This window comes from Mucilaginibacter sp. UR6-11 (genome assembly GCF_020880695.1).
Classification (GTDB): domain Bacteria; phylum Bacteroidota; class Bacteroidia; order Sphingobacteriales; family Sphingobacteriaceae; genus Mucilaginibacter.
In genome coordinates, this window is sequence record NZ_JAJIWO010000005.1 from 166,018 (window position 1) to 191,221 (window position 25,204).

Annotated in this window: 28 protein-coding genes; 18 read left to right on the plus strand and 10 right to left on the minus strand. The window is 42.3% G+C overall.

Features of this window, described 5'->3' with window-relative positions:
- Positions 1-71: 71 nt before the first annotated feature.
- The 10 genes from rseP to LJ658_RS13290 form a co-directional block, all read right to left on the minus strand.
- On the minus strand, positions 72-1,430 hold the full coding sequence (rseP, locus tag LJ658_RS13245; protein WP_230547002.1) for an RIP metalloprotease RseP: 1,359 nt from the start codon (positions 1,428-1,430) through the stop codon (positions 72-74).
- A 3-nt stretch (positions 1,431-1,433) separates the two neighbouring features.
- Positions 1,434-2,624, minus strand: a complete 1,191-nt coding sequence (locus LJ658_RS13250; RefSeq protein ID WP_230547003.1) for a 1-deoxy-D-xylulose-5-phosphate reductoisomerase — start codon at positions 2,622-2,624, stop codon at positions 1,434-1,436.
- 3 nt (positions 2,625-2,627) lie between these two features.
- Complete coding sequence (locus LJ658_RS13255) at positions 2,628-4,127, minus strand: GH3 auxin-responsive promoter family protein (RefSeq protein WP_230547004.1); 1,500 nt, start codon at positions 4,125-4,127, stop codon at positions 2,628-2,630.
- 3 nt (positions 4,128-4,130) lie between these two features.
- Positions 4,131-4,865, minus strand: a complete 735-nt coding sequence (locus LJ658_RS13260; protein ID WP_230547005.1) for a hypothetical protein — start codon at positions 4,863-4,865, stop codon at positions 4,131-4,133.
- 6 nt (positions 4,866-4,871) lie between these two features.
- On the minus strand, positions 4,872-5,840 hold the full coding sequence (locus LJ658_RS13265) for a glycosyltransferase (RefSeq protein WP_230547006.1): 969 nt from the start codon (positions 5,838-5,840) through the stop codon (positions 4,872-4,874).
- A gap of 119 nt (positions 5,841-5,959) precedes the next feature.
- The gene (locus tag LJ658_RS13270; RefSeq protein WP_230547007.1) at positions 5,960-6,913 is read right to left on the minus strand and encodes a glycosyltransferase family 2 protein; all 954 of its coding nucleotides are present in this window, start codon (positions 6,911-6,913) and stop codon (positions 5,960-5,962) included.
- Positions 6,914-6,992: 79 nt separating this feature from the next.
- Positions 6,993-7,727: a hypothetical protein gene (locus tag LJ658_RS13275; RefSeq protein WP_230547008.1), complete on the minus strand. Its 735-nt coding sequence runs from the start codon at positions 7,725-7,727 to the stop codon at positions 6,993-6,995.
- A 157-nt stretch (positions 7,728-7,884) separates the two neighbouring features.
- On the minus strand, positions 7,885-8,475 hold the full coding sequence (locus LJ658_RS13280; protein ID WP_230547009.1) for a hypothetical protein: 591 nt from the start codon (positions 8,473-8,475) through the stop codon (positions 7,885-7,887).
- Positions 8,462-8,959 (minus strand): RNA polymerase sigma factor, encoded by a 498-nt coding sequence (locus tag LJ658_RS13285; protein ID WP_230547010.1) that lies wholly within the window; start codon positions 8,957-8,959, stop codon positions 8,462-8,464. The genes LJ658_RS13280 and LJ658_RS13285 overlap by 14 nt, the downstream gene beginning before the upstream one ends.
- Positions 8,960-9,003: 44 nt before the next feature.
- Entirely contained in the window at positions 9,004-9,531 is a 528-nt protein-coding gene (locus LJ658_RS13290; RefSeq protein ID WP_230547011.1) for a hypothetical protein, read from the minus strand.
- 66 nt (positions 9,532-9,597) lie between these two features.
- Between LJ658_RS13290 and LJ658_RS13295 the strand changes: the two genes are divergently transcribed.
- The 18 genes from LJ658_RS13295 to LJ658_RS13380 all read left to right on the plus strand — a co-directional run bounded on the left by LJ658_RS13295 (position 9,598) and on the right by LJ658_RS13380 (position 25,171).
- On the plus strand, positions 9,598-10,992 hold the full coding sequence (locus LJ658_RS13295; RefSeq protein ID WP_230547012.1) for a dicarboxylate/amino acid:cation symporter: 1,395 nt from the start codon (positions 9,598-9,600) through the stop codon (positions 10,990-10,992).
- Positions 10,993-11,105: 113 nt separating this feature from the next.
- Positions 11,106-11,528, plus strand: coding sequence for a hypothetical protein (locus tag LJ658_RS13300; RefSeq protein ID WP_230547013.1), 423 nt, complete (start codon positions 11,106-11,108; stop codon positions 11,526-11,528).
- A gap of 6 nt (positions 11,529-11,534) precedes the next feature.
- Positions 11,535-12,221: a M48 family metallopeptidase gene (locus tag LJ658_RS13305; protein WP_230547014.1), complete on the plus strand. Its 687-nt coding sequence runs from the start codon at positions 11,535-11,537 to the stop codon at positions 12,219-12,221.
- 76 nt (positions 12,222-12,297) lie between these two features.
- Entirely contained in the window at positions 12,298-12,606 is a 309-nt protein-coding gene (rplU, locus tag LJ658_RS13310; protein WP_175269628.1) for a 50S ribosomal protein L21, read from the plus strand.
- A 51-nt stretch (positions 12,607-12,657) separates the two neighbouring features.
- The gene (rpmA, locus tag LJ658_RS13315; RefSeq protein WP_230547015.1) at positions 12,658-13,110 is read left to right on the plus strand and encodes a 50S ribosomal protein L27; all 453 of its coding nucleotides are present in this window, start codon (positions 12,658-12,660) and stop codon (positions 13,108-13,110) included.
- Between the two features lie 138 nt (positions 13,111-13,248).
- A complete protein-coding gene (locus LJ658_RS13320; protein ID WP_230547016.1) occupies positions 13,249-15,255 on the plus strand; it encodes a hypothetical protein in 2,007 nt (668 codons plus the stop codon).
- Between the two features lie 101 nt (positions 15,256-15,356).
- Positions 15,357-16,112: an MBL fold metallo-hydrolase gene (locus LJ658_RS13325; protein WP_230547017.1), complete on the plus strand. Its 756-nt coding sequence runs from the start codon at positions 15,357-15,359 to the stop codon at positions 16,110-16,112.
- Between the two features lie 136 nt (positions 16,113-16,248).
- Entirely contained in the window at positions 16,249-16,569 is a 321-nt protein-coding gene (locus LJ658_RS13330) for a helix-turn-helix transcriptional regulator (protein ID WP_230547018.1), read from the plus strand.
- A 1-nt stretch (position 16,570) separates the two neighbouring features.
- A complete protein-coding gene (locus tag LJ658_RS13335; protein ID WP_230547019.1) occupies positions 16,571-17,038 on the plus strand; it encodes an SRPBCC domain-containing protein in 468 nt (155 codons plus the stop codon).
- A gap of 6 nt (positions 17,039-17,044) precedes the next feature.
- Positions 17,045-17,437 (plus strand): DoxX family protein, encoded by a 393-nt coding sequence (locus LJ658_RS13340; protein ID WP_230547020.1) that lies wholly within the window; start codon positions 17,045-17,047, stop codon positions 17,435-17,437.
- An 8-nt stretch (positions 17,438-17,445) separates the two neighbouring features.
- Positions 17,446-18,003, plus strand: a complete 558-nt coding sequence (locus tag LJ658_RS13345) for a DUF4256 domain-containing protein (RefSeq protein WP_230547021.1) — start codon at positions 17,446-17,448, stop codon at positions 18,001-18,003.
- Positions 18,004-18,137: 134 nt separating this feature from the next.
- On the plus strand, positions 18,138-18,479 hold the full coding sequence (locus LJ658_RS13350) for a HopJ type III effector protein (protein WP_230547022.1): 342 nt from the start codon (positions 18,138-18,140) through the stop codon (positions 18,477-18,479).
- Positions 18,480-18,599: 120 nt separating this feature from the next.
- Positions 18,600-19,088, plus strand: a complete 489-nt coding sequence (locus LJ658_RS13355; RefSeq protein WP_230547023.1) for a hypothetical protein — start codon at positions 18,600-18,602, stop codon at positions 19,086-19,088.
- 372 nt (positions 19,089-19,460) lie between these two features.
- Complete coding sequence (locus tag LJ658_RS13360; protein WP_230547024.1) at positions 19,461-19,850, plus strand: BlaI/MecI/CopY family transcriptional regulator; 390 nt, start codon at positions 19,461-19,463, stop codon at positions 19,848-19,850.
- Positions 19,851-19,853: 3 nt separating this feature from the next.
- Positions 19,854-21,407, plus strand: coding sequence for a M56 family metallopeptidase (locus LJ658_RS13365; protein WP_230547025.1), 1,554 nt, complete (start codon positions 19,854-19,856; stop codon positions 21,405-21,407).
- A 19-nt stretch (positions 21,408-21,426) separates the two neighbouring features.
- The gene (locus LJ658_RS13370) at positions 21,427-23,841 is read left to right on the plus strand and encodes a TonB dependent receptor (RefSeq protein ID WP_230547026.1); all 2,415 of its coding nucleotides are present in this window, start codon (positions 21,427-21,429) and stop codon (positions 23,839-23,841) included.
- A gap of 169 nt (positions 23,842-24,010) precedes the next feature.
- Positions 24,011-24,451, plus strand: coding sequence for a hypothetical protein (locus tag LJ658_RS13375; RefSeq protein WP_230547027.1), 441 nt, complete (start codon positions 24,011-24,013; stop codon positions 24,449-24,451).
- A 150-nt stretch (positions 24,452-24,601) separates the two neighbouring features.
- Positions 24,602-25,171: an RNA polymerase sigma factor gene (locus LJ658_RS13380; protein ID WP_230547028.1), complete on the plus strand. Its 570-nt coding sequence runs from the start codon at positions 24,602-24,604 to the stop codon at positions 25,169-25,171.
- The last annotated feature ends 33 nt before the right edge of the window (positions 25,172-25,204 follow it).

Here is a 25,204-nt window from a genome sequence, read left to right on the forward strand (position 1 = left end):
TTTGAAGCGGCTTCTTTTATTATAATTTAAACCCTAAAGTTATTACTACAGCATTTACAATGCACCGGGTTTTATGGTTTACTCTTCAATACCTGTTTAACAATATCATTACCAAATACAAATACCATTAATGATATTAACAGTACAAATCCAACTATCTGGGCACGCTCCAGGAATTTGTCACTTAGTGGCTTGCCTTTTATCATCTCAATAAGTAAGAAAACTGCATGGCCGCCGTCAAGAGCGGGTATAGGTAACAAGTTGGTAAATGCCAGCACCATTGACAGGAAGCCTACCAGGGTCCAGAAATGCACCCAGTCAACCTTGCTGCCAAACATAGTTGCAATAACTACCGGGCCGCCAACTACTTTATTGAATTTAGCCTCACCTTTAAACACCTTGCCGATAGCTTTGGCATTGTTTGAAAACGTACCCCAGGCCTTATTAGCGCCTACCGGCAATGAGCCAAAGAAGCCATATTTCACCGTTTTTTCTTCGGGTAAATTAAATTTAGCGGCAATGCCAAAGCCGCCGCCTTTTGCGCCCAGTTTGCCTTCTTTATTAACATCTACGGTTAATAATTTAACTTCATTATTGCGTTTTATCTGAAGCGCTGCGGTTTTATTTGCATTTTTTTTCAATTCGGTTTGCAGTTCATCATAGAACCTTATCGGTGTTCCGTTTACTGCAGTTATGCTGTCGCCTTTTACCAAGCCGGCTATCTGCGCGCCGCTACCCGGTACAACAGAATCAATGGCAAAGGTTGTACGCGGCAAGGGGCTTATAAACTGGTCAATGCCATAGTCAGACAGGTCATTTATAATATTAGCCGGTACAGTAAGGTTCATTGTTTTGTCGCCTCTTTGCAGGGTTAAAATCGTATGATCCAATAACACCTTTGAGCTCATCAGGTCCTCAAACCGGTCAACAGGCTTGCCATTTACCGCAATAATTTTATCACCTGCTTCAAGGCCCATTTTTTTACCAATGGTACCTGGTACAATACCATATTTAATGCTCGAGTTTGCTATATAGCTTTCGCCTAAACGTGCGGTAAGCATCCAAAATATAAATATACCCAATACTATGTTCACAAAAACACCGCCAAGCATAACAATTAAGCGCTGCCAGGCCGGTTTTGAACGGAACTCCCATGGTTGCGCCGGCCCCGCCATTTGCTCGGTATCCATTGACTCGTCTATCATGCCCGCAATTTTAACATACCCGCCTAACGGTAACCAGCCAATGCCATACTCAACACCTTTATAGTTAAATTTAAAAAGGCTAAAGCCCCAGGCATCAAAAAATAAATAAAACTTATCCACTTTAATACCAAAAGCTCTTGCAGCTAAAAAGTGGCCCAGCTCATGCAATATCACCAAAATCGAAAGTCCCAGTATCAACTGGCCAACCATAATTACTATACTCATTCTTTATATTAAATTGTATGCCTTTACCGGCATTTGTTTTATTAAATTTTGCGCAAATATGCGTGTTTCTTTGTCAGTATTCAAATAATCGTCAAGGGTAGGTTGGGTTTGGTATTTAATGCTTTGCATACTGCTTTCGATAATATCGCTCATGGCCATAAAGCCCAGCTCATTATTTAAAAAACCTGCAACCGCTACCTCATTAGCCGCATTTACAATGCAAGGCATATTACCGCCTTTATTTAGTGCCTCAAATGCTAACCCCAGATTTTTAAAAGTTTTAATATCCGCCTTTTCAAAGGTAAGATTAGGATAATCCATAAAATCAAACCGTTTAAAATTATTTTTTAAACGACCGGGGTGGGCCAGCGCATACTGTATGGGTAATTTCATATCCGGCAATCCCATCTGTGCCTTTAGTGAACCATCCTCAAACTGAACCATTGAATGGATGATAGATTGCGGATGGACAATAACCTCTATTTGTTCTGCCTCAAGATCAAAAAGCCATTTAGCCTCAATTACTTCCAGCCCTTTATTCATTAACGTAGCCGAGTCGATTGTTATTTTGGCCCCCATTACCCAATTAGGATGCTTTAACGCATGCTCGCGCGTTACGTTTACCAGGTAGTCAGAAGTTTTCCCCCTAAAAGGGCCGCCCGAAGCTGTCAGGATAATTTTCTCAATAGTGTTATCCTCTTCGCCGGCCAGACACTGGTAAATAGCCGAATGTTCAGAATCAACCGGTAATATTTTAACGCCATGTTGTTTGGCCAGTTCGGTAATAAGCCCTCCGGCAACAACCAGGGTTTCTTTATTTGCTAACGCGATGTTTTTGCCCGCTTTTATCGCAGCTATGGTAGGCTCCAAACCGGCAAATCCCACCATCGCCGTAAGCACAACCTCAATTTCGGGATGGGTAACAATCTCTATAATTGAATTGATGCCCGAAAGTACTTTAGTTGCTGTGCCTGCCAAGGCCTGTTTTACCTCGGGGTATTTGCTTTCGTCGCAAATGACCACATAGGCGGGGTTAAACTGCAGCGCCTGTATGATCAACAGATGGGCATTACTGTGAGCAGTTAAAACATAAGCTTTAAATAATGACGGGTTTTCGCCTATCACTTCCAGCGCCTGTGTGCCTATACTACCTGTCGAGCCAAGAATGGCTATATTTTTAATATCGTTACTCAATTCTTAAAGAATATATTCTTTTAATCCATCGGCTATTTTCCGGTCATTGGCCAGCCGCGGCACTTTGTTTTGACCCCCAAGTTTACCCTGCGAACGCATATAATTAATAAACGCATCTTTTTTCAGGCTTTGGATGATCAAAGGTTGCAAAATGTTACCATCAATAAGGTCAAAATAATAAATATTTTTTGCTTGTAAGGCTTTATCAACTTTTAATGAGAAGCTTTTCAGGTCCTTAGGTTCAGTAACAAACTCTATGAACCATTCGTGGTAAGGCAACTGGTTTGCTTGCGGGTTTACCTGCGGCGCTACCGTAAATTCAACTATTTCAATTCCCTCCTGGTTAGCTGCGCTCATTAACGCCTGTTCAACTTCCTCGCCAATAACATGTTCTCCAAACGCAGAAATGTAATGTTTAATACGTCCGGTCACTAATATTTTATAGGGGTTCCTGGAGACAAATTTTACGGTATCGCCCAAGCTGTACCCCCATAAACCTGCGTTTGTGTTCAATATTAACGCGTAGTTCTTGTCTAATTCCACATCCTGCAAGCTGACCCGGGTCGGATTTTCATTGAAATATTCATCAGTAGGTATAAATTCATAAAAGATGCCTGAATTAACCAACAGTAATAATCCTTTTTCTTTTTGTGAATCCTGGAAAGCTATAAAACCTTCTGAGGCAGGGTAGGTTTCTATTGAATCAATAGCAAAACCAATGGTCTCCTGCATGCGGGACCGGTAGGGTTCAAAATTTACCCCTCCGTATACAAATAATTTAAAATTGGGAAAGATATCTTTTATTTTTTTGCCGCCTGATATTGCCGAAAGCCTGTCGAAATACATCTGGCACCACGGCGGGATACCTGATATAAGGCGCATATCCTCCTTCGCTGTTTCCTTTACGATGGCGTCAACCTTTTCCTCCCAATCCTCAATACAATTAACCTCATAGCTCGGCAGGCGATTTTTTTGAAGATATGCCGGGACATGATGCGCGACGATACCCGATAACCGGCCTGTAGGTATGCCGGCCTTCTCGGCAAGCACCGGGCTGCCCTGTAAAAATATCATCTTACCATCCAGAAAATCAGACTTGCCAGTTTCATGGATATAGCTCAATAAAGCATTGCGGGCAGCTTTAATATGCTCGGGCATACTTTCTTTGCTTATGGGAATATATTTTACGCCTGATGTAGTGCCTGATGTTTTGGTGAGATAGGTTGGTTTGCCGGGCCAGAGCACATCAGCTTCGCCATTGGCAGTGCGTTTAATATAAGAACTCAGCTCTTCGTAGTCGCGGATGGGGACGTATTTTTTAAAGTCCTCATAGGTTTTTACCTGATTGAAGTTATGATCTTTGCCAAATGCCGTATTTTGGGCATGGTGTACCAGGTACTCAAAAGTTTTTTGCTGTAGTTGTACCGCGTTTTTGCGGATGCGATTGAGGTCTGTATTTACCCATGCGGCAAAAACCTTGCTTAATATGGCTTTTAAACCCATAGCTTAATTTGTTTCGGCAATATCGTCATCCACATCCTGGTGGCTGTAAACCAGCTTGCGATAGGTTACCGCCAACAGGATATTAACAAGGGGATACGTAAATATGATGGCAATTGATACAAATCCAAATCCGTCATACCTCGAAATAGCAGCAGGAAGCGCAATGAATAATAGAATTATGCCCAGCATTATCAATACTTTGAAAAAATAACCCCTGGTAAGTTCAAAGCTTTGGCGGATAGATTCAAAAGCCCCCGACTGGTCGTCAACCACAAACGTGATAAAAAACATAACACGTAAAGCAATATAAAGCGCTACAATGGCGGCAATATTTTCAAGAACCGTCTGAATGTTGGGATAGTTATCAAATTTTACCATCAAAAAATGAAATGTGGTCACCAGGAAAGCGATAAAGAAAACCACGATAAGATAGCTCACTATACTTTTAAAGGCGGGCAATACCTGCCTGAATTCAAATTCGTAATACTCACTGTCAATCACCGTAAAAATTAATTTATAGAGCCCAAGTGTGGTGTAGGCCTGTACAAATATCATGATAAAAGAAACCGTCATTTTGCCCGCGAATGCTTCGGGCGAGATCAAATATTCTATTATGATACCCAGAATGGAAAGCAGCAAAAACGATATAAATGAGTAAACAATTATAGTGATAAAGTTTTTTTTAAAAATAGTCCAGGCAGTTTTGGTGGTTTCTGCTACAGAAAATGGATGATACATACTTGTTTACGACCTTTTTAATATTACGCGCTTCCAGAAATCCTGCATAAAACCCAACCCGTAAGCGGTTAATTGAATAAAGGAAGCCATTACGCTCAAAAATGCAATTTTTACCGACTTGTTTTTACTTAATGAGTGAAAAAATATCAAAATAATAATAAGTACGGCAATCACATTACATAAAGTAGCAATTGGCCAGCCAAAAATGTTTGCAATAGCTGTAAATATTACACCTAAAGTAAATATCGCCGGGAAGAAATGTACCGCCTTAAGCTCGTGGGGGTAAAATTTATAAACATTAATGCGGGCCCTGCCAAAAAAATGGAGCTGTTTATAAAATTGCAAAAGGCTGGTGCGACGTTTATGGTACACTTTGGCACGTGGTATAAGCCCTATTTTATAGCCCATTGAATGGATACGGATGCTATATTCAATGTCTTCGCCTGAGCGGGTGATGATAAAGCCGCCCGCTTTTTCCCATACCTGCCTTGACAGCCCCATATTGAAACTACGCGGATGGAACTGGCCTATTCCGTTTTTGTTTCCTCTGATACCGCCGGTGGTGAACGGCGACGTCATGGCATAACTAATGGCTTTTTGGGTAGGGGTAAAGGATGGGTGTGCTGCATCCGGCCCGCCGTAGGCATCAAGCCAGTTTTCGGCAAGAGCCGTATTAACGATCTCCAGGTAATCTTCGGGGATCAGGCAGTCAGAATCAAATATGATGAAGTAGTCGCCTGCAGCGCGTTCAAAAGCAAAATTGCGCGCGAAGCCCTGCCCTGCATTTTCTTTTACAAAATATTTTATATCCAGCTGTCCTGAAAAACTCTTAACAATTTCTTCGGCGTCGTCTGTTGATCCATCCTCAATAACCAGCACCTCAAAGTTTTTGTAACGCTGTAGCGTAAGCGTCTCCAGCAATTCTTTTATCTCTTGCGGGCGATTGTATAAAGGTATAATGATGGAAAAAAACATATGTTATACAATGTGCAGATATGCAAAAGTGCAAATGTGCAGTTTTTTTTTAATTGGGATTAAGTTGTTGAAAAATGGCTCGTGTTTATTTGCAGGTCTACACATCATGCCTTTGTGTATCAAATACTATCCTCTATCTGGTATTTATTCCGCTCGGGGGCGCTGCGGGCTACCAGTTCGGCAACAAAGCCGGTTAAAAACAACTGCGAACCTATAATTATAGCTACCAACGCAATGTAAAACAATGGCTGGGCAGTTATTTCGCGCTGATATTTGATGTGGTGGGCAATATCGTAAAGTTTATCGCTTATTATCCATAAGGCACAAACCGTACCTGCAAAGAAGCTTAAACTGCCCATAGCACCAAAAAAATGCATTGGGCGTTTGCCGAATTTTCCTACAAAAAATATCGAAAGCAGATCCAGGAAACCATTTATAAAACGGCTTAACCCAAATTTTGTAACGCCGTATTTGCGGGCACGGTGTTCAACTACCTGCTCGCCAATTTTTGTAAACCCCGCCCATTTGGCTATAACGGGTATATAACGGTGCATCTCGCCATACACTTCTATATTTTTAACTACCGCCTTACGGTAAGCCTTAAGGCCGCAGTTAAAATCGTGCAGGTTATTAATGCCCGACATTTTACGGGTGGCATAGTTAAATAATTTAGTAGGGACGGTTTTGGTGATCGGGTCATACCGTTTTGCCTTCCAGCCCGATATCAGATCGTATTTTTCTTCAACTATACGGCGATATAATTCAGGTATCTCATCCGGGCTGTCTTGCAGGTCAGCATCCATCGTTATAATTACGTTGCCCTCTGCAGCGTCAAAACCAACGTTTAAAGCAGCCGATTTGCCATAGTTGCGCCTAAACTTAATCCCCTTGATAAAAGGATTGTTTAACCGGAGTTTATGGATCATTTCCCACGACCCGTCTGTGCTGCCATCATCAATCAACACAATCTCGTACAGAAAATTATTTTCATCCATTACCTTGCTTATCCATGAGGTAAGCTCGGGTAATGATTCAACTTCGTTATATAAAGGTATTACAACTGATATATCCATTTATTGGTGATAGGGCCGGAGCTAGTGCTATTATAAACCCCTGCAAAAATATAAAAAATGTGCATTGATTTCGCACGGATTAGTCCCAATTATCAAGCAGCGGTTTTTCCCGTTGCGATTCGTGTTTTAAGTCGTCATTATTGAACCACGCGATCCAGCATTGGTGCTTATTACTGTATTTAACAAGGGCCTCAACAGCCAGGTTATCAGCTTTATCGTTATCGTAGTCTTCATCCCATACAATTGCCCTCATGTCGTCATATAATCTTATCTTCTTGTTATTGCCCTGCCTGGCGGTAGCTCCCTTTGTAACAAGCTTTACTCCACCATCACGCCGGTTATTAAAATCAACCTTAAGTAATGCTAAGCGCTCTGCAGGCCATTCTTTCCTTTTTAAAAGATAAACCAGGATACTGCCGATCAGCATAGTTACCATACTTGCCAGCCATAGCCAGTAACCTGATCTGTAATCGGTTATAAAAGATGATCTGCCGGCCCTGACATCCGTTATTTTGGTAGCCAGCAGGAATGATGCGGCTATTATTGCCGCGGCCAAACTAAAAAGGACTGTTCGTTGAGGGCTTTTGTTTATAAGCGACCATGCTACCCATAGCAACGGATTGGCATACCACGTTAACCCGGCTACACTCATAATTCCGCCAATAGCGCCCAGGGCTACAAGGTAAAGGCCCGACCAATGGTCGCCGCATGAGCCGGTAACGCAATAGCATTCGCGGGTTAATGAAATAAGGTATAAACCAATGCTTGTCGCTAAAGTTATTTTGGCAGCTGTTACATACGGTCTGGTTTTCATCGTCATTTATAGTCACACAAAATAACAAGAAATATTACTTTATAACATGCAGGCGAAATCAACTTTTAAATACTTATTCAGTGTATTAATTGTCAGCGTCTTAATAATCAGTGCGGGTTATAAATACCGGGTAATCAGGTCATTCAAAGTAACCCGGTTAATCAAATTGGTTTTGCAGGCGGATAAGGCGGTCAATCATCAGGTTAAGCTTATCCTGCTCGCTTTTTACAAACCGGCCCCTGATATAAAAAGTAGAAAATAAGATGAAGGCAAAATAAACAGCGTAGGCCACTATTTTAAAACCTGTAGAAGTATTTTGCAGCACCTCATAAAAATAGAGTAACAGGCCTGTATTTATTGAAAATACGTATAGGTAAAACATCCATCCATAAACTTCGGCTCGGTTTTTTTGATATTCTTTAAGGCTCTGCAGATAGTCGGCAGGGTTAATGGTTCTATCCTGTTTACTAATGATGCGGTAATCGCGCAACATCATCATCAAGGATAAAATAATAGTAATAAGTATGATGATTATCCCCAGGTAAGTTATCCATGAGTTAAAGACAAAAAACAACAGCACTGCAAACAAGCCCGCAAAAGAAATGGTCATACTGGTAATATTCCACAGCAATTTCCTGCTCAGGGCGCTCATCCCTTTCTTTACCTGTTTCAGCACATCATCCACTGAAAGCTGATCCTTCTTTGGCTGTTCCTGCCAGACCGACATTAAATGATCAAAGTCTTTCATATTGATTATATAATTCTGTCAATTTCTGTTTAATACGGAAAATCTTCACCCGCAGATTTCCATCCGATATCCCCGATATTTCTGCTATTTCAGGATATGGCATTTCGTCAAGCACCATCGTTATTATAATTCTTTCTGACTCCTCTAACTTCGATATACACTTATATAATAAAGCAACCTGCTCATTTTTGTCAGAAACCTCTTCCATTTTGGTTTCGGCTATCTGTGGGGTAAGCTCATCCTTTGCCTGGCGTTTTTCAGATCTGAGATACGTCAAACAGGTGTTTACCGCAATCCGGTATATCCAGGTTGATATCATCGCCTGATTACGGAACTTATCCAGGTTTTGCCAAACTTTTAAAAATGTTTCTTGTAAAAGGTCGTTCGCAGCATCATCATCCCCGGTATAGCTATAGCACAAATGGAATATTTTCTTTGAATTAGCTTCAAATATTTGCTTAAAGACAATCTCCTTTTCGGCCACAGTTATAGGTCACTTTTTATTTAGATGCAAAGATAAGCGTATTGTTACAACAAGTAATCGTTCCTATTAAACCAGCTTAACTTTTTTGCGGCATCTTCCAGCATCAGGTTGTAGTCATTAACGTAATCAAACTGCAGCTCTTCGTGTAATTTACCAACCGCTACGCGCACTTTTTCAATCTGCCGCACTAAAATAAGCCGTAAGGGTTTGTAAGGTGTCCGGCTATCGGCATACTGGATATAGTTGTTGCAAAAGTTTATTAACAATTCAATCTCCGCTTCTTTTGATGCGATGAATTTAACGTATTTACCTATCAGCCTTAAAATTTTACGTAGGTATTTTGCGGCATCATAGCTTCGCACCGGCAGCTGGCTAAACATAAAACCAACCTCGGCCTTTACTTTCTCAATAAACGCGGATTGGTTATCGGCTTCAAACAATAAATAGGCCAACAGTTCTTTATTCTCTTTTTTATGCCTCGCCAAACGCAGGCACAGATCTGCTATTTGCAGGCCTGATAAGTGCTGTAATTCTTTTTTTATATCCTGTAAGCCATAAGTGGCTGTGCTCATGTTATTGAATTTATATTTTTAGCAAAATAGTAAATAGTTGTAGCTTCGCACCGTTATATTATATAAATGAAAAAAAACAAGCTTACGTTTTACATTTTTATCGCGCTTATTTTAGGTGTGATCGTTGGCTACATCTATAATGTATCTGTAATTACTGCTTACAATAACAAAATTAATGCCGCAGAAACCGCAATCAAGGTTATTGATAATAAGTTGGTTTTGATAAAAGACACCACTTCGGTTAACTATAAAGATCTGCAGGCGCAGCGAATATCCCAGGCTAAAATCCGTAAACTAAATGATGGCATACGTGAAGGTAAAGTACAATACTTTACTATTTTAAGTGATATATTTTTACGATTAATAAAGATGATTGTGGCGCCGCTGGTGTTCACCACGTTGGTTGTTGGTGTTGCCAAAGTTGGCGATATAAAGGCTGTGGGCCGTATTGGCGGTAAAACGCTGCTTTGGTTTTTAAGCGCAACGCTGGTGTCGTTATTATTGGGCATGGTACTGGTTAATTTATTTGAACCGGGCCGCGAAATGCACCTGATGTTACCTGACAGCCATTTAGGTACCGAAATACAAAGGACGGCTCTTTCTTTAAAAGACTTCATCAGTCATGTTTTTCCGAAGAGTTTTTTCGAGTCGATGTCAAACAACGAGATATTGCAGATTGTGGTATTTGCCTTGTTTTTTGGTGTTGCAACTGCCGCAATAGGCGAGAAGGGTGAGATTGTGGTAAAGGCATTTGATGCTATAGCGCATGTTATCCTGAAAATTACCGGTTACGTGATGATGCTGGCGCCCTTCGCCGTATTTGGCGCAATTACAGCCATAGTCGCTAAACAGGGATTGGGTATATTGTCAACCTATGCCATATTTATCGGCGAATTTTATTTCTCACTCATCATACTATGGGCGGCCATTATCCTGGCGGGGTTTTTCGTATTAAAGGGCCGCGTGTTTAAACTGGTTAACAGTATAAAGGATGCCATGTTGGTAGCGTTTGGTACCTCAACCAGCGAAGCAGCTTATCCACGGGTGTTAATTGAAATGGAACGCTTTGGCTGCAGTAACAAAATTGTAAGTTTTGTATTGCCGCTTGGCTATTCATTTAACCTGGACGGCTCTATGATGTATATGACGTTCGCTTCCTTGTTTTTAGCCCAGGCTTACAATATTCACCTTTCATTTGCCCAGCAGCTTGTTATGTTGTTAACTTTAATGTTAACCAGTAAGGGCATTGCCGGTGTGCCGCGTGCGTCGCTGGTAGTAATAGCGGGTACAATAGCGATGTTTAATATCCCCGAAGCCGGATTGGCATTGTTGATCGGGATTGACCCATTGTTAGACATGGGCAGATCGGCCACCAACGTTTTAGGCAATGCGATGGCTACGGCAGTAGTAAGTAAGTGGGAGGGCGAATTGACGGAAGGCAACCCTATCGTTATAGAATAATCAATAATTCAATAATTCAATAATTAATTTATATGTTATCTAACTCAAAAAAAATATTCCTCGCTGTCAGTATAATCGTTCCGTTTTTGTTCTACTGTATTTATTATTATGGCATGATGTTAAAAAACGCACCTTATAAGTTTACAGAGTTTGATTCTATGAACATCCAATACGGCAACCGGGATAGCCTGATCAATAAATATGATTCAAAAACCGGAAATTACCAATATTTGAACAACCGCGATTCATTGGTTAAAAAGCATTTGCACCTTAATCAAAAGGACCTGTTGTATTTGCACCGTAAAGCTGCTGATCTGGGTTTCTGGGATTTTCCTGCTAATGAAACCGGCGACAGTTTAAAAAACGGCCCCCAGCCGTTGCGTTATATTATCGAGTTTAAATATAAACGTAAAAGTAAAAAGGTGGTGTTTGATGCCAATTTTAACGGCGACCCAAGGTTGGTGGACGCCAACCAGCGCCTGATAAAGGAAATAACGCAGGTTTTGGAGACTGAAGAGGCTAATCAGAAAAAATAGTCATAGATGAAAAGCTTTTTGTTATTGCCTGCCCTCTTAATTTCTTTTTCTTCATTTGCACAGCAATTTAATTATACGCAATGGAAAGAAGAAGCTAAAACCGAGATTAACTTAATACCCGAGTATGGAAATGTTGCAAAAACCAAGGGGCAATTAGCCGAAGACGATACCTTTATTAAACTTTGCCTAAAAGAGGACGGAACTTACCGGAAAGCATCCGAGCATATGGTTCAGCTGGGCTTTAAGTATTTATATCAGAGTGATATTAAAACAGCGATGCGCCGCTTTAATCAAGCATGGTTGCTTGATCATCAAAACGAGAATGTATATTGGGGTTTTGGTGCAATATATTTTTCATTTAATGACTATGATGAGGCTTTAAAGCAATTAGACAAAGGTCTTGCCATCAACCCTAACAGTTCAAACATCCTCACTGATAAAGCCACTATTTATACGGGATATTTTGTGATTAAACACGATAAGAACGATTTAAATAATGCTATTAACTTGTTTACTAAATCATATAAAATGGATCCGGTTAATCAAAATACATTGTTTAAACTGTCAGTAGCTTACTTTTATAAACAAGATTGCGTTAACGCCTTAAAATATTATAATGAGTGCGACAAGCTTGGCGGGCAACCAATTCCACCAGGGTATGCTGATGCATTGAAAAAGCAATGCGAAAAGTAATTGAGAACGTTGTTGCATATTGAAAATGTAATTCCTATATTTGCACCTCGAATTTTAAAACATTAATTAACAAACCATGTACGCAATAGTAAGTATAGCAGGACAGCAATTTAAAGTTGCTAAAGACCAGCAGATCTTTGTACACAGATTACAAGGTGACGAGGGCGCTAGTATTGAATTTGACAATGTGTTGTTAGGAGAAAACGAAGGTAAATTCAAATTAGGAACTGATTTGAAAAGCGCTAAGGTATCTGCTACGATCCTGTCTCATTTAAAAGGTGATAAAGTAATAATCTTCAAAAAGAAAAGAAGAAAAGGTTACAAAAAGAAAAACGGTCACCGTCAGCAATTTACCAAGATCCAGATCACCGGTATCACTTTATAATCAGATTTTTAAAACGATCAGCCGAAAGGCCGGTCATAAAAATATAAGAAAATGGCACACAAAAAAGGGGCCGGTAGTTCAAGAAACGGCCGCGAGTCACATAGCAAACGTTTAGGTATCAAGATATTTGGTGGTCAGCCGGCAATAGCAGGTAACATCATCGTACGTCAGCGTGGTACAAAACACAATCCGGGCCTTAACGTAGGTATCGGCAGAGACCATACTTTATTTGCTTTGACGGCAGGTAATGTAGTTTTCAAAAAGAAAGCTGATAACCGTTCATACGTATCAGTTATTCCTTTTGCAACTGCACCTGTGGCAGAAGATGCCGCACCGGCACCTAAAGCAAAAGCAGCCGCTAAACCGGTTGCTGAAAAAGCAACGGCGGTTGTAGCAGAAACTGAAGCAGCTCCGGCGGCTGAAGAAGCAGCACCAAAAGTAAAAAAAGCAGCAGCTCCTAAAAAGAAAGCCGCTGATACTGAAGAAGCACCTGCAGCTGAGTAATTAGCAACGCGATAAGATAAAAGGCCTGTATCAATTTGATACAGGCCTTTTTTTTGCGATTTTTAATCGTTTTTAAAATGCAACGCAGGTTATATACAGGTTTATTAATATGTTTGGATAGTATAGTCCTAATCCACCATGAAAAAAACGGCCCTGGTATTTTCTTTTTTCCTAATGTCTGCATTATATGCAGCGGCGCAGAACCGGTTACAAGTAAATAAATACCGTGATTTATATCCGGATACCTGGGTTGCCACCGATGCGCTTGGCCGTACAATGCCCGGGTTTAACGTGGTTGGCCCGATAAAAACGGATCATAAGCGAGTGGTGGGCATTTTTTACATTACCTGGCACAGTGATAACCTGGCCGGTATGAAAAATCCATATTCGGCAGATGTAACCCGGGTTTTGGCAGCTGATTCGAATGCCAGGCTCGATGCGCATAATCCGCAGTGGAAAGAGGGCTCATATCATTGGGGTGAGCCCGAGATGGGCTATTTTTTAAGCCGCGATGAATATGTTATCCGTAAAGATATGTCAATGCTTGCCGACGCGGGAGTTGATGTGGTGATATTTGATGTCACCAATGCCGTAAGGTACTGGAGCGAGTGGGAAACCATTTTTACCGTTATGGAAAAAATGAAGGCAGAGGGCAATAAAGTGCCGCAATTTTGTTTTTGGGCATATAACGGCCCGGTCATCACGGTAGTTCAGGATCTGTATGATAAAATTTATAAGGTCCATAAGTACCAGGATCTTTGGTTTTATTGGGAGGGTAAACCTTTGTTATTGTATAACGGCACACCACAAGCCAAAGATGCCACGGGTAATGTGCAGCAAAACCCCAATCCGCATTATGACGGGGCCGCACTTACGGATAAAAACAATCCTCATTATGGCGATAAGGACTATACAGATAAATTCTACACGGATTATACCCGGGAGGTTAAAAATACATTTACGCAGCGCAGTATGTGGTGGGGTTACTATAAATGGGCCGGTAAGCGCTATGTAGGCACAGAAGATAACTGGAGCTTTGGGTATGATCTGGGTGATAAAAAGGTAAGGGCGCTAAATCCGGATAGTTTAATGGCCACGCACCTTGGTAAGCGCGAAGAAATGGCGGTTACCCCGGCACAACACCCGTCAAGCCTGGTTGGTAAATCCTGGTCAAGGGCCGATGGCGAACCCCGACTCAACGCCCGGGATATGCCGGTTGAAGCTTATGTGCCATGGCTGAAAAAGAAAGTGGAACATCCCGAAGGCTACGGGATTTATTTCCAGGAGCGCTGGGATGAAGCATTGAAAGCTGATCCGTCATTTTTATACCTGAACGACTGGAACGAGTGGACCGCAGGTAAATATCAGCCCGACGCCGGTAAAACCTTTGATTTTATGCGCCGCAAAAATTCTTATTTTTTTGTCGACCAGTATAACGCCGAGTTTAACCGTGCCATACAGCCCATGAAAGGTGGCTATACCGACAACTATTACATGCAGATGGCCGAAAATATCCGGCGTTATAAAGGAGCGAGGCCAGTCCCGGTATTAAAAGGCGTTAACCCTATCAAAATTGATGGCAATTTTCATGACTGGGACATGATACGGACGGAATACCGTGATACAAAAGGAGATGTGATACACCGCGACTATAACGGTTACGGAGGTTTGCATTATACGGATACTTCGGGCCGGAATGATATCCTGACCTGTAAGGTTGGGGTAGATAATGCGAATATATATTTCTATGCACAAACCGACCAGCCGCTCAGCAGATCATCGGGTAATAACTGGATGTTGCTGCTGCTGGATGCCGATCAAAACCCGGCTACCGGTTGGTACGGGTATGATTTTATGATCAATAAAAAGGTGATCGACAGCAAAACAACGACATTAATGCAGTATGATGCCAAGGCACCCGGGGATCACTGGATTGAGGCAGCTCGGATCAATTACCGGTACAAAGGCAATCAATTCGAAGTCGCTGTTCCGCGTATATTGCTGAAACTAAAAGGGAACGCCATAAGCTTTGATTACCACTGGAGCGATAATGCAGCAAGTTTGGAAGACCCCATATCATTGAGTACCAGTGGCGATAGTGCACCAAACAGGCGGTTTAACTATAGGTGTATCTGGAAGAAATAGTTAGATACCGTTTCACTAAGAGCCAATATGTGTAACAGTAAAAGCCAACCAAACATTAGAATATTATTTTTAGTTTAGTAATATATTCAAACACAACAACCATGAAAGTTAAAATTATACTGGCCCTTTTTGCGGCTATAGGCCTGTCGTCTGCCAGAGCGCAGTTAATAACCCCGGATCATGAAATGATAAAAGGCACCGGGCTAACCATTCAGCCGGTTAATCATGCTACGCTGGTACTTAGCTATCAGCATAAAAATATTTATGTTGATCCGGTTGGCGGCGCGGAAGCTTTTAAAGGTTTGGCAACGCCTGACATGATCATGATTACTGATATACACGGTGATCATTTCGATCCAAAAACTCTTGATGCGATCAACACAAATCATGCTGTACTATTGGTTCCGCAAGCGGTAGCTGATAAAATGCCGCCGACAACAGATAGGTCGAAACTGGTGATCGTTAAAAATGGAGAGACAGTTAAACAGATCGGCATCAGCATTACTGCTATGCCCATGTATAATTTACCGGAGTCGCCAAAGGCATTTCATATAAAGGGCAGGGGCAATGGCTACCTATTAAATATTGGTGGTAAAAATATTTATATATCAGGTGACACCGCAGACATCCCCGAAATGCGTTCACTCAAAAATATTGACATCGCTTTTGTTTGCATGAACCTCCCTTATACCATGGATGTTGTAACCGCGGCAAAAGCAGTATTGGCCTTTAAACCGAAGGTAGTTTACCCTTATCACTATCGCGGCCAGGATGTTAATCAATTTAAAAGCCTGGTTAATGCCGGTGATAAAGATATTGAAGTAAGATTGCGGAATTGGTATCCAACTGCTAAATAAGAGACAACTTTACAGTATGTAGCAAAGCCCCGTTTACCGGGGCTTTGCGTTTTTGGCTGATTTATCCTGTGAAAAATCTAGAAATATTTGCGTAGTTAAGTAGCTACGCATATATTTGTAGTCATATAGCTACAAGATGAATTTAAGACGAGACGTATTTCAAGCCATTGCGGACCCGACAAGAAGGGCGATACTACTGTTGGTTGCTTCGCAGTCAATGACAGCAGGCGTAATAGCCTCAAACTTCGATACGGCAAGGCCGACTGTTTCTAAACACCTGCAAATACTTACCGAGTGCGAGTTGCTTGAACAGCAACAAAATGGCAGGGAGATTTATTATCATATCAACGCAAAAAAAATGAAAGAGGTGGCCGACTTTATTGAGCCGTTCCGCCAAATGTGGGATGATCGGTTTAATAAACTGGAAGCCATAATGAAGAAATATAAAAGCGAATAGCATGGAATCAAAAACAAAAATTAAAGCGGAAGAGGGTAAACAGGAGTTGGTGATTACCAGGGAATTTGATTTACCCTTAGCCTTACTTTTTAAAGCTTATACCGATGCTGAAATTGTTGAGCAATGGATGGGAACGAAAGTGCAGAAACTTGAAAATAAAAGGCACGGCAGTTACCGGTTTGAAACCAGCGATGTTCAGGGAAATGTGGTATTTAAGGCAAATGGAGTGATCCATGATTTTGTTCCGGAACAAAAAATCACGCGGACGTTTGAGATGGAGAACACGCCTTTTGCTGTTCAGCTTGAATTCCTGGAATTTGAACAACTCGCTGACGGCACCAGCAAACTCACTATGCATATCGTCTATAAATCAGTTACAATAAGAGATCAGATACTTCGGTTGCCGTTTGCCCAGGGTATAAATATGGCTCATAACCGATTGCAGGACATCGTCAATAAATTAAAATAGCATACCATGGCAAAAAGGAATAAAATCATTTACTGGATTGCTACGATCTGGCTGGCGCTTGGAATGTTATCAACCGGGGCAGTACAACTATTAAAAGCGAAAGCAGGAGCAGGGGGACTGGATAGTATTACCCATCTGGGCTATCCTGCTTATTTTTTAACGATATTAGGTGTGTGGAAAATTTTAGGGGCTATAACTGTCCTGATTCCTAAATTTGGGCTAGTAAAGGAATGGGCTTATGCAGGCTTTTTCTTTATCATGACAGGAGCGGTATTTTCGCACTTAGCCGGCGGAGATGGTGCCAAAGAATTTTTTGGACCGATATTATTATTGATCCTAACAGTAGTATCCTGGTATTTCAGACCAGCGGACAGAAAGATCATTTCAATCAGTCAATAAACATTAGTATGAAGAAAGATTTGTTGCCAAAACAACGTGAAGAACTGCTCAACACATTGAAAACGCGTTTTGAGAAAAACAGAGATCGCCATAAAGGTATTGAATGGCCTAAGGTCATGGCCAGGCTGGAAGCTGATACCGAAAAACTCTGGACGCTAAATGAAATGGAATTGACCGGCGGCGAACCCGATGTTGTCGGTCACGACCAAAATACGGGCGAATACCTTTTTTATGATTGTTCGGCGGAAAGCCCAAAGGGCCGCAGAAGCGTTTGTTATGACCGCGAAGCGCTGGATTCGAGAAAAGAATATAAACCGGCAGACAGCGCTGTTGATATGGCTGCCGCTATGGGTATTGAGCTTTTAACCGAGGAACAATATCGCGGACTACAGGAACTCGGAAGCTTCGATTTGAAGACGTCGAGCTGGGTAAAGACACCTGCCGGTATCAGGAAACTGGGCGGAGCCCTCTTTTGCGATCGTCGTTACGATACAGTCTTCGTTTACCATAACGGGGCAGAATCCTATTATGCCGCCAGGGGCTTCCGTGGGGCACTTAAGGTTTGAATTATATACAACTAAAACAAAATAGTCAAATGCCTGCGGGTCAAGGGTTGAGAAATTCTTGATGGAAAAGGATTGGATGATTAGTAAGTTTGATGAGAAATCAATCAATCAAATTTTACGGTCTTATATTAAAAATGAAACAGCAACTACTTAACTTAATTACAGCTTTAAAAGAAAACTCACTGGCGTTTAAGGATGTGATTGAATTTATAGAAACCTACTACCAACATCAGCCAACGGCATTTAAAAATGGTGAGGCCTATAACGAAGCAGCCCAAAACCAGGGCAGTGCGAAGGTTTTTGCCTTTGCCCGGCTAAATCACTTAAGTGCTGCAGATACGCTTTACTTATTTGCAGAACATTATCAGTCGGTACTGGCCCATCCTGATGCAGCGGATCATCAAAATATCAGGCAGTTTATGGTTCACGGCTGGCCGGGGATAGTTTTTGAAGGACGGCCCCTGGTTGCAAAATAAGAGGTTCTACCGCCCCGCAGCCTGATATACTTTACTTTTACGTCATTTTATGGAGAAAAGGGCAATTTAAGCTGCCCCTCTCATTTGGCTGCTTCTTAAAATATTGCCAACTTTGCTGCCATGACGGAATTGAATGAATATGAAGCTGAAATGCTGGATGCCGTCCTGGAAGCCTTTGGTATTCCCGACAGCCTTACGCGTACACAGTTGCTTGAGCTTTTTGACCAGGATGAAGCCACCGCTTTCGCTATGGTGCAGGTATTGCTTAGGGAATCGTTTATAGCGGCATCAGGCAAACCCGGTCCGTTTGATTTGCCCGAGAAGCTGGTGCTGAAGCCGAAAGGAGAAAAATTTCTGAAAGAAGGCGGCTTTACCAGGCGTTATAAACTGGAACAGGAAAAACCGGTAGAGATTGGCGGGACGCAGGCAAAACTTCAACAACAAAATATGCGGTTGCAAAACGAAAAGCTGTCCAACCAATCACAGATCAGGGAGCTGCAAAAGACAATTGACAAGCTTCGGGCCCGGCAGTATATCTTCTTTGTATTAATCATAATCGCGCTCATCGTCGGTTGCTGGCTCGGGCATGCCTTGTTTGGGAAAGGGTAGGAGGCCGTTGCTGATCCACTTAAAAATATGGATCACCCGGATCATCGTTTTTAAATAACTATTTGAAAATAAGATAGTTGACTTTTTTAGCGGATCACTTTGGATCAACCTTATTCGTCAGGATTTTTAAACTGAAATCTCAACTAAATTATTGATAATCAACAAGTTTAAAAACAGTCATTTTTTACCTTTTTTTGAGGAGCGGATCACCAAAAGCGGATCACCCCCTGAGCAATGACCCGGCCCGTAACTGAATTTTCCGGCTCTCGCTTTCCTCTTTTTTCTACGAAAATCCACTCCGGATAAGTGCTGTATAAAAAATATTAAGATAATATTTGCATCGTACGATAAAAATCGTACCTTGGTTTTATTATGAGTGATAAAGAGCAAAACAAGGCATTAGAGCCTACCAGATCTGAGTTGGAAATTTTACAGGTATTGTGGGAATCGGGGCCGTCAACTGTGCGTGAGGTAAACAATAAACTGCAACATCAGAAAGAAGTAAACTACACAACCACTTTAAAGCAAATGCAACTGATGGTTGATAAGGGCATGCTTAACCGGGACGAGGGCCAGATGAAACATATTTACAGCGTAGCCGAGGACGAACAAAAGACTAAATCGTATTTGTTGGATAAATTTGTGGATTCAATGTATAAAGGTTCTGCCGGTAAACTCATGATGCAACTTATCGGAAATAAAAAACCTTCGAAAGATGAGTTAGACGAAATCAAGGAAATGATCAAAAAATTAGAAGAATAAGTTATGGAAAATGTTATTGTTAAAGCACTTTGTACAACGCTGATGGCTTCAGTTTGGCAAGGTTTAATTTTAGCCGTCATTACCGGGCTCATCGTGTTGCTGACCCGCCGGTCATCACCCGCCAAACGTTATAATTTATTGCTGGCCGCAATGTTGTTGTTTGCTTTAGTAACAGGCATTACGTTTGTAAACGCTTTAACATCCGGCGGCAGGGGGGCATCTGCCGTTTTTACATCTCCTGCCTTAACTGTCTTCACCGGGGCAACAGCCATCGCGCCCAACTATGCAAAGGTTGGTTTTTTTGAGAATCTTAGCGACTATTTGTTCCGTAACTCCGGCACTATTGTATTGATCTGGTTCCTGGTTGTTTGCGCCCGCTGCCTGCAGCTTGCAATGGGTTTACAAAATATTTACACCCTGCGGCGCCGGTACGTTGATGAAGTTGACCGGCAATGGAGCGATAGGGTGGCCTTATTATCGCGAAAGTTGGGTATTCACCGTAGTGTCAGGCTCGCTGAATCAGGTATTGCGAAAGTTCCGCTGGTAGTTGGTTATCTTAAACCGCTGATCTTAATTCCGGCCGGTTTGCTGGCGTCCCTGCCTGCAGAGGCTGTTGAAGCTATCCTGGTACATGAACTTGCCCATATCCGGCGGGCAGATTATGCAGTGAACCTGCTGCAAAGTCTGCTGGAAATTATATTTTTCTTTAACCCGGCCATCTGGTGGCTGTCTTCGCTCATCCGGGCAGAACGGGAAAACTGTTGCGACGATATCGCCGTTGCGCAAAGCAGCAGTACGGTTGCCTACATCAAAGCGCTGGTAGCCTGCCAGGAATACCGCGAGGGCTCTGCACCAGCTTTTGCAATGGCTTTAAAAGACAATAAAAAGCATCTAAAAAACCGCGTAACGCGGTTGATTTCCAGCCAAAACCATTCACTGAACCACCTAGAAAAATCATTGCTGGCAATTACGCTTATAACCACAGGTTTATTTGTTGCCGCTTTTACCAACGCCAAAAAAATAGAAAACCTGGTTGTAACTACCCAACATAAAGTTGCCCAAATAATCAGTTTACCCGGCGCCCGCCTGCAACCCAAATCAGCCGTTGATTATGCCGATACGGTAAATAAACTTAAAAAAGCTGCGAACAAAAAAGCAATCCCTGCCCGGCCGGATTCGGCTGGTGCAGCTGCCGGGGACACTATGCGGCATATTCCGTACCCGGCTCATCCATCAGCCTATCAATCCATACCGCCGCATGATCCTAGCGCTCCCGGTTATAAAGCTTACGCAACCGTTAATGATGATACCAGGAAAGCAGCCATCATCAATGATATGCTTAAAGATGGTATTATCAGTACGACGGATAACTTATCCTTTAAGATCAGCACGAATGAATTTATTGTTAATAGCAAAAAGCAGCCGGACGATGTATACCAAACCTATCGGAGAAAGTATGTTAAAGTTGTTGGCAATGGCGAATGGTCATGGATGTATAATTTCGATACCGGCAAAAAGCAGGAAACCAATAGCGTAGTTGACAACCCTAAAAATTAAGACTTAATCTCACTTACTTATGAAATTAAAATTAACGGCTTTTATAGCCGCCTGGCTTACTATTGCCGCAACTTTTGGCTACGCCCAAACTTTTAAAATAGCCGGTAAGATAAAACACGGCGACGGCGCAACGATATACCTGAATACCGCTGCAGATTCCATATTGGTAAAAACGGCACTTGCTGATAGCGCGGGCGGCTTTGTATTTGAACATCAAAAACAGGGACGTTATAAGCTGACGGTAAGCAGTGTGGGCTTTCAAACCTATCATAGCGGGATTATCCGGTTAGACAGTAATAAGTTACTGTCAATAACGCTTGTGCCCAACGCCGTCGGTTTAAATGCAGTTACTATTAATGCCCAAAAGCCGTTGGTAGAGCATCGGATTGACCGGACCGTGGTTAATGTGGACGCGCTGATCAGCAATACCGGGTCGACTGCGCTTGACGTGTTGGAAAAGTCGCCGGGCGTAATTGTTGACGAAAACGGCGCCATCAGCCTGAAGGGCAAAAGCGTTAAGATCTTTATTGATGATAAGCCCACTTACTTATCCGGTGCGGAGCTTGAGAGTTACCTGCGGTCATTACCATCATCGGCGATGGACCAGGTGGAACTGATGAGCAACCCGCCGGCCAGATACGATGCCGCCGGAAACGGCGGTATCATCAATATCCGAACAAAAAAATCAAAACTGAGAGGCTTCAACGGGGGGATAAACCTGTCCTATTCACAGGGTATTTATAGCAAAACCAATAATAGCTTTAATTTTAATTACCGCAATAACAAGCTCAACGTTTCCGGCAGCCTGGGTTACCTTACCAATAATAATTTTAATGACCTGAATATTAACCGGCATTTTTTTAAACCGGATGGCAGCGCGGCATCTAATTTTATTCAAAACTCCTTTATCAGGCGCACGGCTAAAAACTACCGTAGCAAACTGGCTGTTGATTATTACCTGTCAGATCAAACTACACTGGGTATCGGCTTAACCGGCCTTAGCATACCTTCTGATGAAAATACGCTGGCTGCCAGCCAAAGCCTGGACGCCGGTAACAAACCCGACTCGACCATACTTGCTGATAACCGGACGTATGAAAAATTTAAAAATGGCGGCGTCAACCTGAATTATCGTCACCAATATGACAAAAAAGGGACCGAGCTGGCTGCTGATTTTGATTATATCCGTTATACGGATCAGCAGCAGCAAACTTTTCTTAACAGTTCTTACCTGCCCGGCGGCCGGTTTACCGGCACCGACCTGCTGACCGGCAGTTTACCATCTAATATCAATATTTACGCTTTTAAAACCGATTATTCGCATCCATTAAGCAATGGGCTCAAGCTTGATGCCGGGCTGAAAACCAGCTATACCCGAACTGATAATATCGCCGAATATTTTGAAACCGTTGGCTCGGCAGTCTCACCGGATTATACCAAAACCAACCATTTTATCTATAAAGAAAACATCAATGCGGCCTATTTAAACGCCGGCCGTGATTGGAAACGGTTGTCAGTACAAACGGGGCTGCGTTTTGAAAACACCGGCTCTAACGGGCACCAACTGGGTAATGTGCAAAAACCAGACTCGGTATTTAAAAGAAACTATAACGGGTTGTTTCTAACCGTTTATGTGCAATACAAACTGGATACGGCCGGCAAACAATTGTTAAGCCTTACTTATGGCCGCCGCATTGACCGGCCCTATTTCGAGGACCTGAACCCGTTCCTTAAACCGCTGGATAAATTTACCTATTATACGGGCAACCCTTTTTTAAAACCATCCTATACACAAAACACCGAACTATCTTATAGCTGGCATAATATTACCGGCTCGGTCAGTTACAGTAAAAGCCATGATGATGTTAACGAAACCATTGAAATTTTAAACGGGATTTATTACAGCCGCCCAGGCAATTTAGGCAGTACGGTAATAAAAAGCCTGACGATAGACGCCGCCTTTGAACCAGCTAAATGGTTTAACTTTCACCTGTTCGGCTTTATCCAAAATATCCATGTTGTCAGCGACTTTTATACCGGTACGTTAAATACGCAGGGTACCTTCTATTTTATCAAACCCGTTACCGAGTTTAAACCGGGCAAAGACTGGACGGTACAGTTGGATGGCGGCTACCAAAGCAAAATTACCAGCGGCCAGTTTGTTGTTGGTAACCGGGGGAAATTGAATACTGCGTTATCAAAAAAATTAACTGCCGGCACCACGGTTAAATTAGTGGTTAATGATATATTCCACAGCTTCACTAATAGCGGACAGATTAATAACCTTGCCGCCACGAAAGCCGACTATCGCAATATCAGCGATACGCGCACGGCAGTGTTGTCATTAAGTTATCGGTTTGGCCAAACAATTGCCGGCCAGCGAAAAAAAGGTAATAATGCTGCCGAGGATGAGCAGAACCGGGTAAAAAATTAAGGGCAGCGATGGTCGGCCGTAGCGGGAATTTTTTTCGCATTATGCGGAAGATATGCCCCCTTGCCACACCTGTTTATCGCCCCGCTTACAGATAATTTGGTTGGATTGCTTTTTGTTAAGTGGTACCCGTAGCTGCTTAGGATACCCCGGGCAGCTGCGTAATTTCAACATGAAGCCTGTATACGCAATTTTATTATCCTTATTATTAACGGGCTGTTTAAAGGCTAACATCGCACCAATATCTTCAAAAAACAATACCGGCGCTATTAAACCTGATACATTGGGTAACAATGCCGGCACCACGCAAGGCGTTACATTAAATACTTACGATTGGTTTAACGGAACAAAGGGCGCTGCATTGATACAGGTTACCTGTAACGACTGTAATGCGATAGCGACCATAGGCAATGTTAGTATACCATTCCTGTTTAACGGGCAGGGGATAGGGCAGCTTAAATATACCCCGGCACCCGGCCTTGCCGTTTATATAGCGGTATGTCCCGGAGCCGTCAAAGCAATCAAAGCTGAAATTTTTGATGCGGCAAATACCTCCTTATACACCTATTACGGCGTTAGCGGTAACTGGAATAACACTTATATTATTAAATAACGCCGGAAGTTTAACCGATATACGGTCAAAAAAGCCACTTATTCTCCCGGATCCCGGTAGCATTTCATGTGCTAAATGGATATCAAACGATCCATAACAGCATATTTGCCAAATACCGGCCAAAATGCTAAATTTGTTAACCCAATTGTTATGACCGCCTTAAGTACCCTCTCTGATCCCGAATTAGTAGCCTTGTTGCAGCAGGGCGACCATGCCGCGTTCACAGAGATATATGATCGTTATAACGGGTTGTTATATGTTTTTGCTTATAAACGTTTGCATGACCGTGAGGAAGCCAGGGATGTTATTCATGAACTGTTCCTGCATTTCTGGACAGGTCACCAGGATCTGTTTCTGACCAATAATTTGTCTGCCTACCTGTATACTGCTACCCGTAACCGTATTATTAATGTGGTTACGCGTCAAAAAGTAGCCAGCCGCTACATTGATTCTTTTCAATCCTATCTTGACCAGTCGCCGGCGGCCGGTACCGATTATCTGGTGCGGTATAATGAGCTTAATGAATTTATAGAGCACGAGATTGCGGCCCTGCCGGAGCGAATACGCCTTGTGTTTGAATTAAGCCGAAAAACCAACCTGACCAGAAAGGAGATCGCCGAAAAACTGGGTGTTTCCGAAGAAACGGTCAAGAGCCAGATGCACAGCGCACTGAAGGCCTTGAAAACAAAACTGGGGCCTTTCTTCTTCTTCGTTTTTTAATTTAAAAAAAAGATCCTTTCGACTCACCCCTTA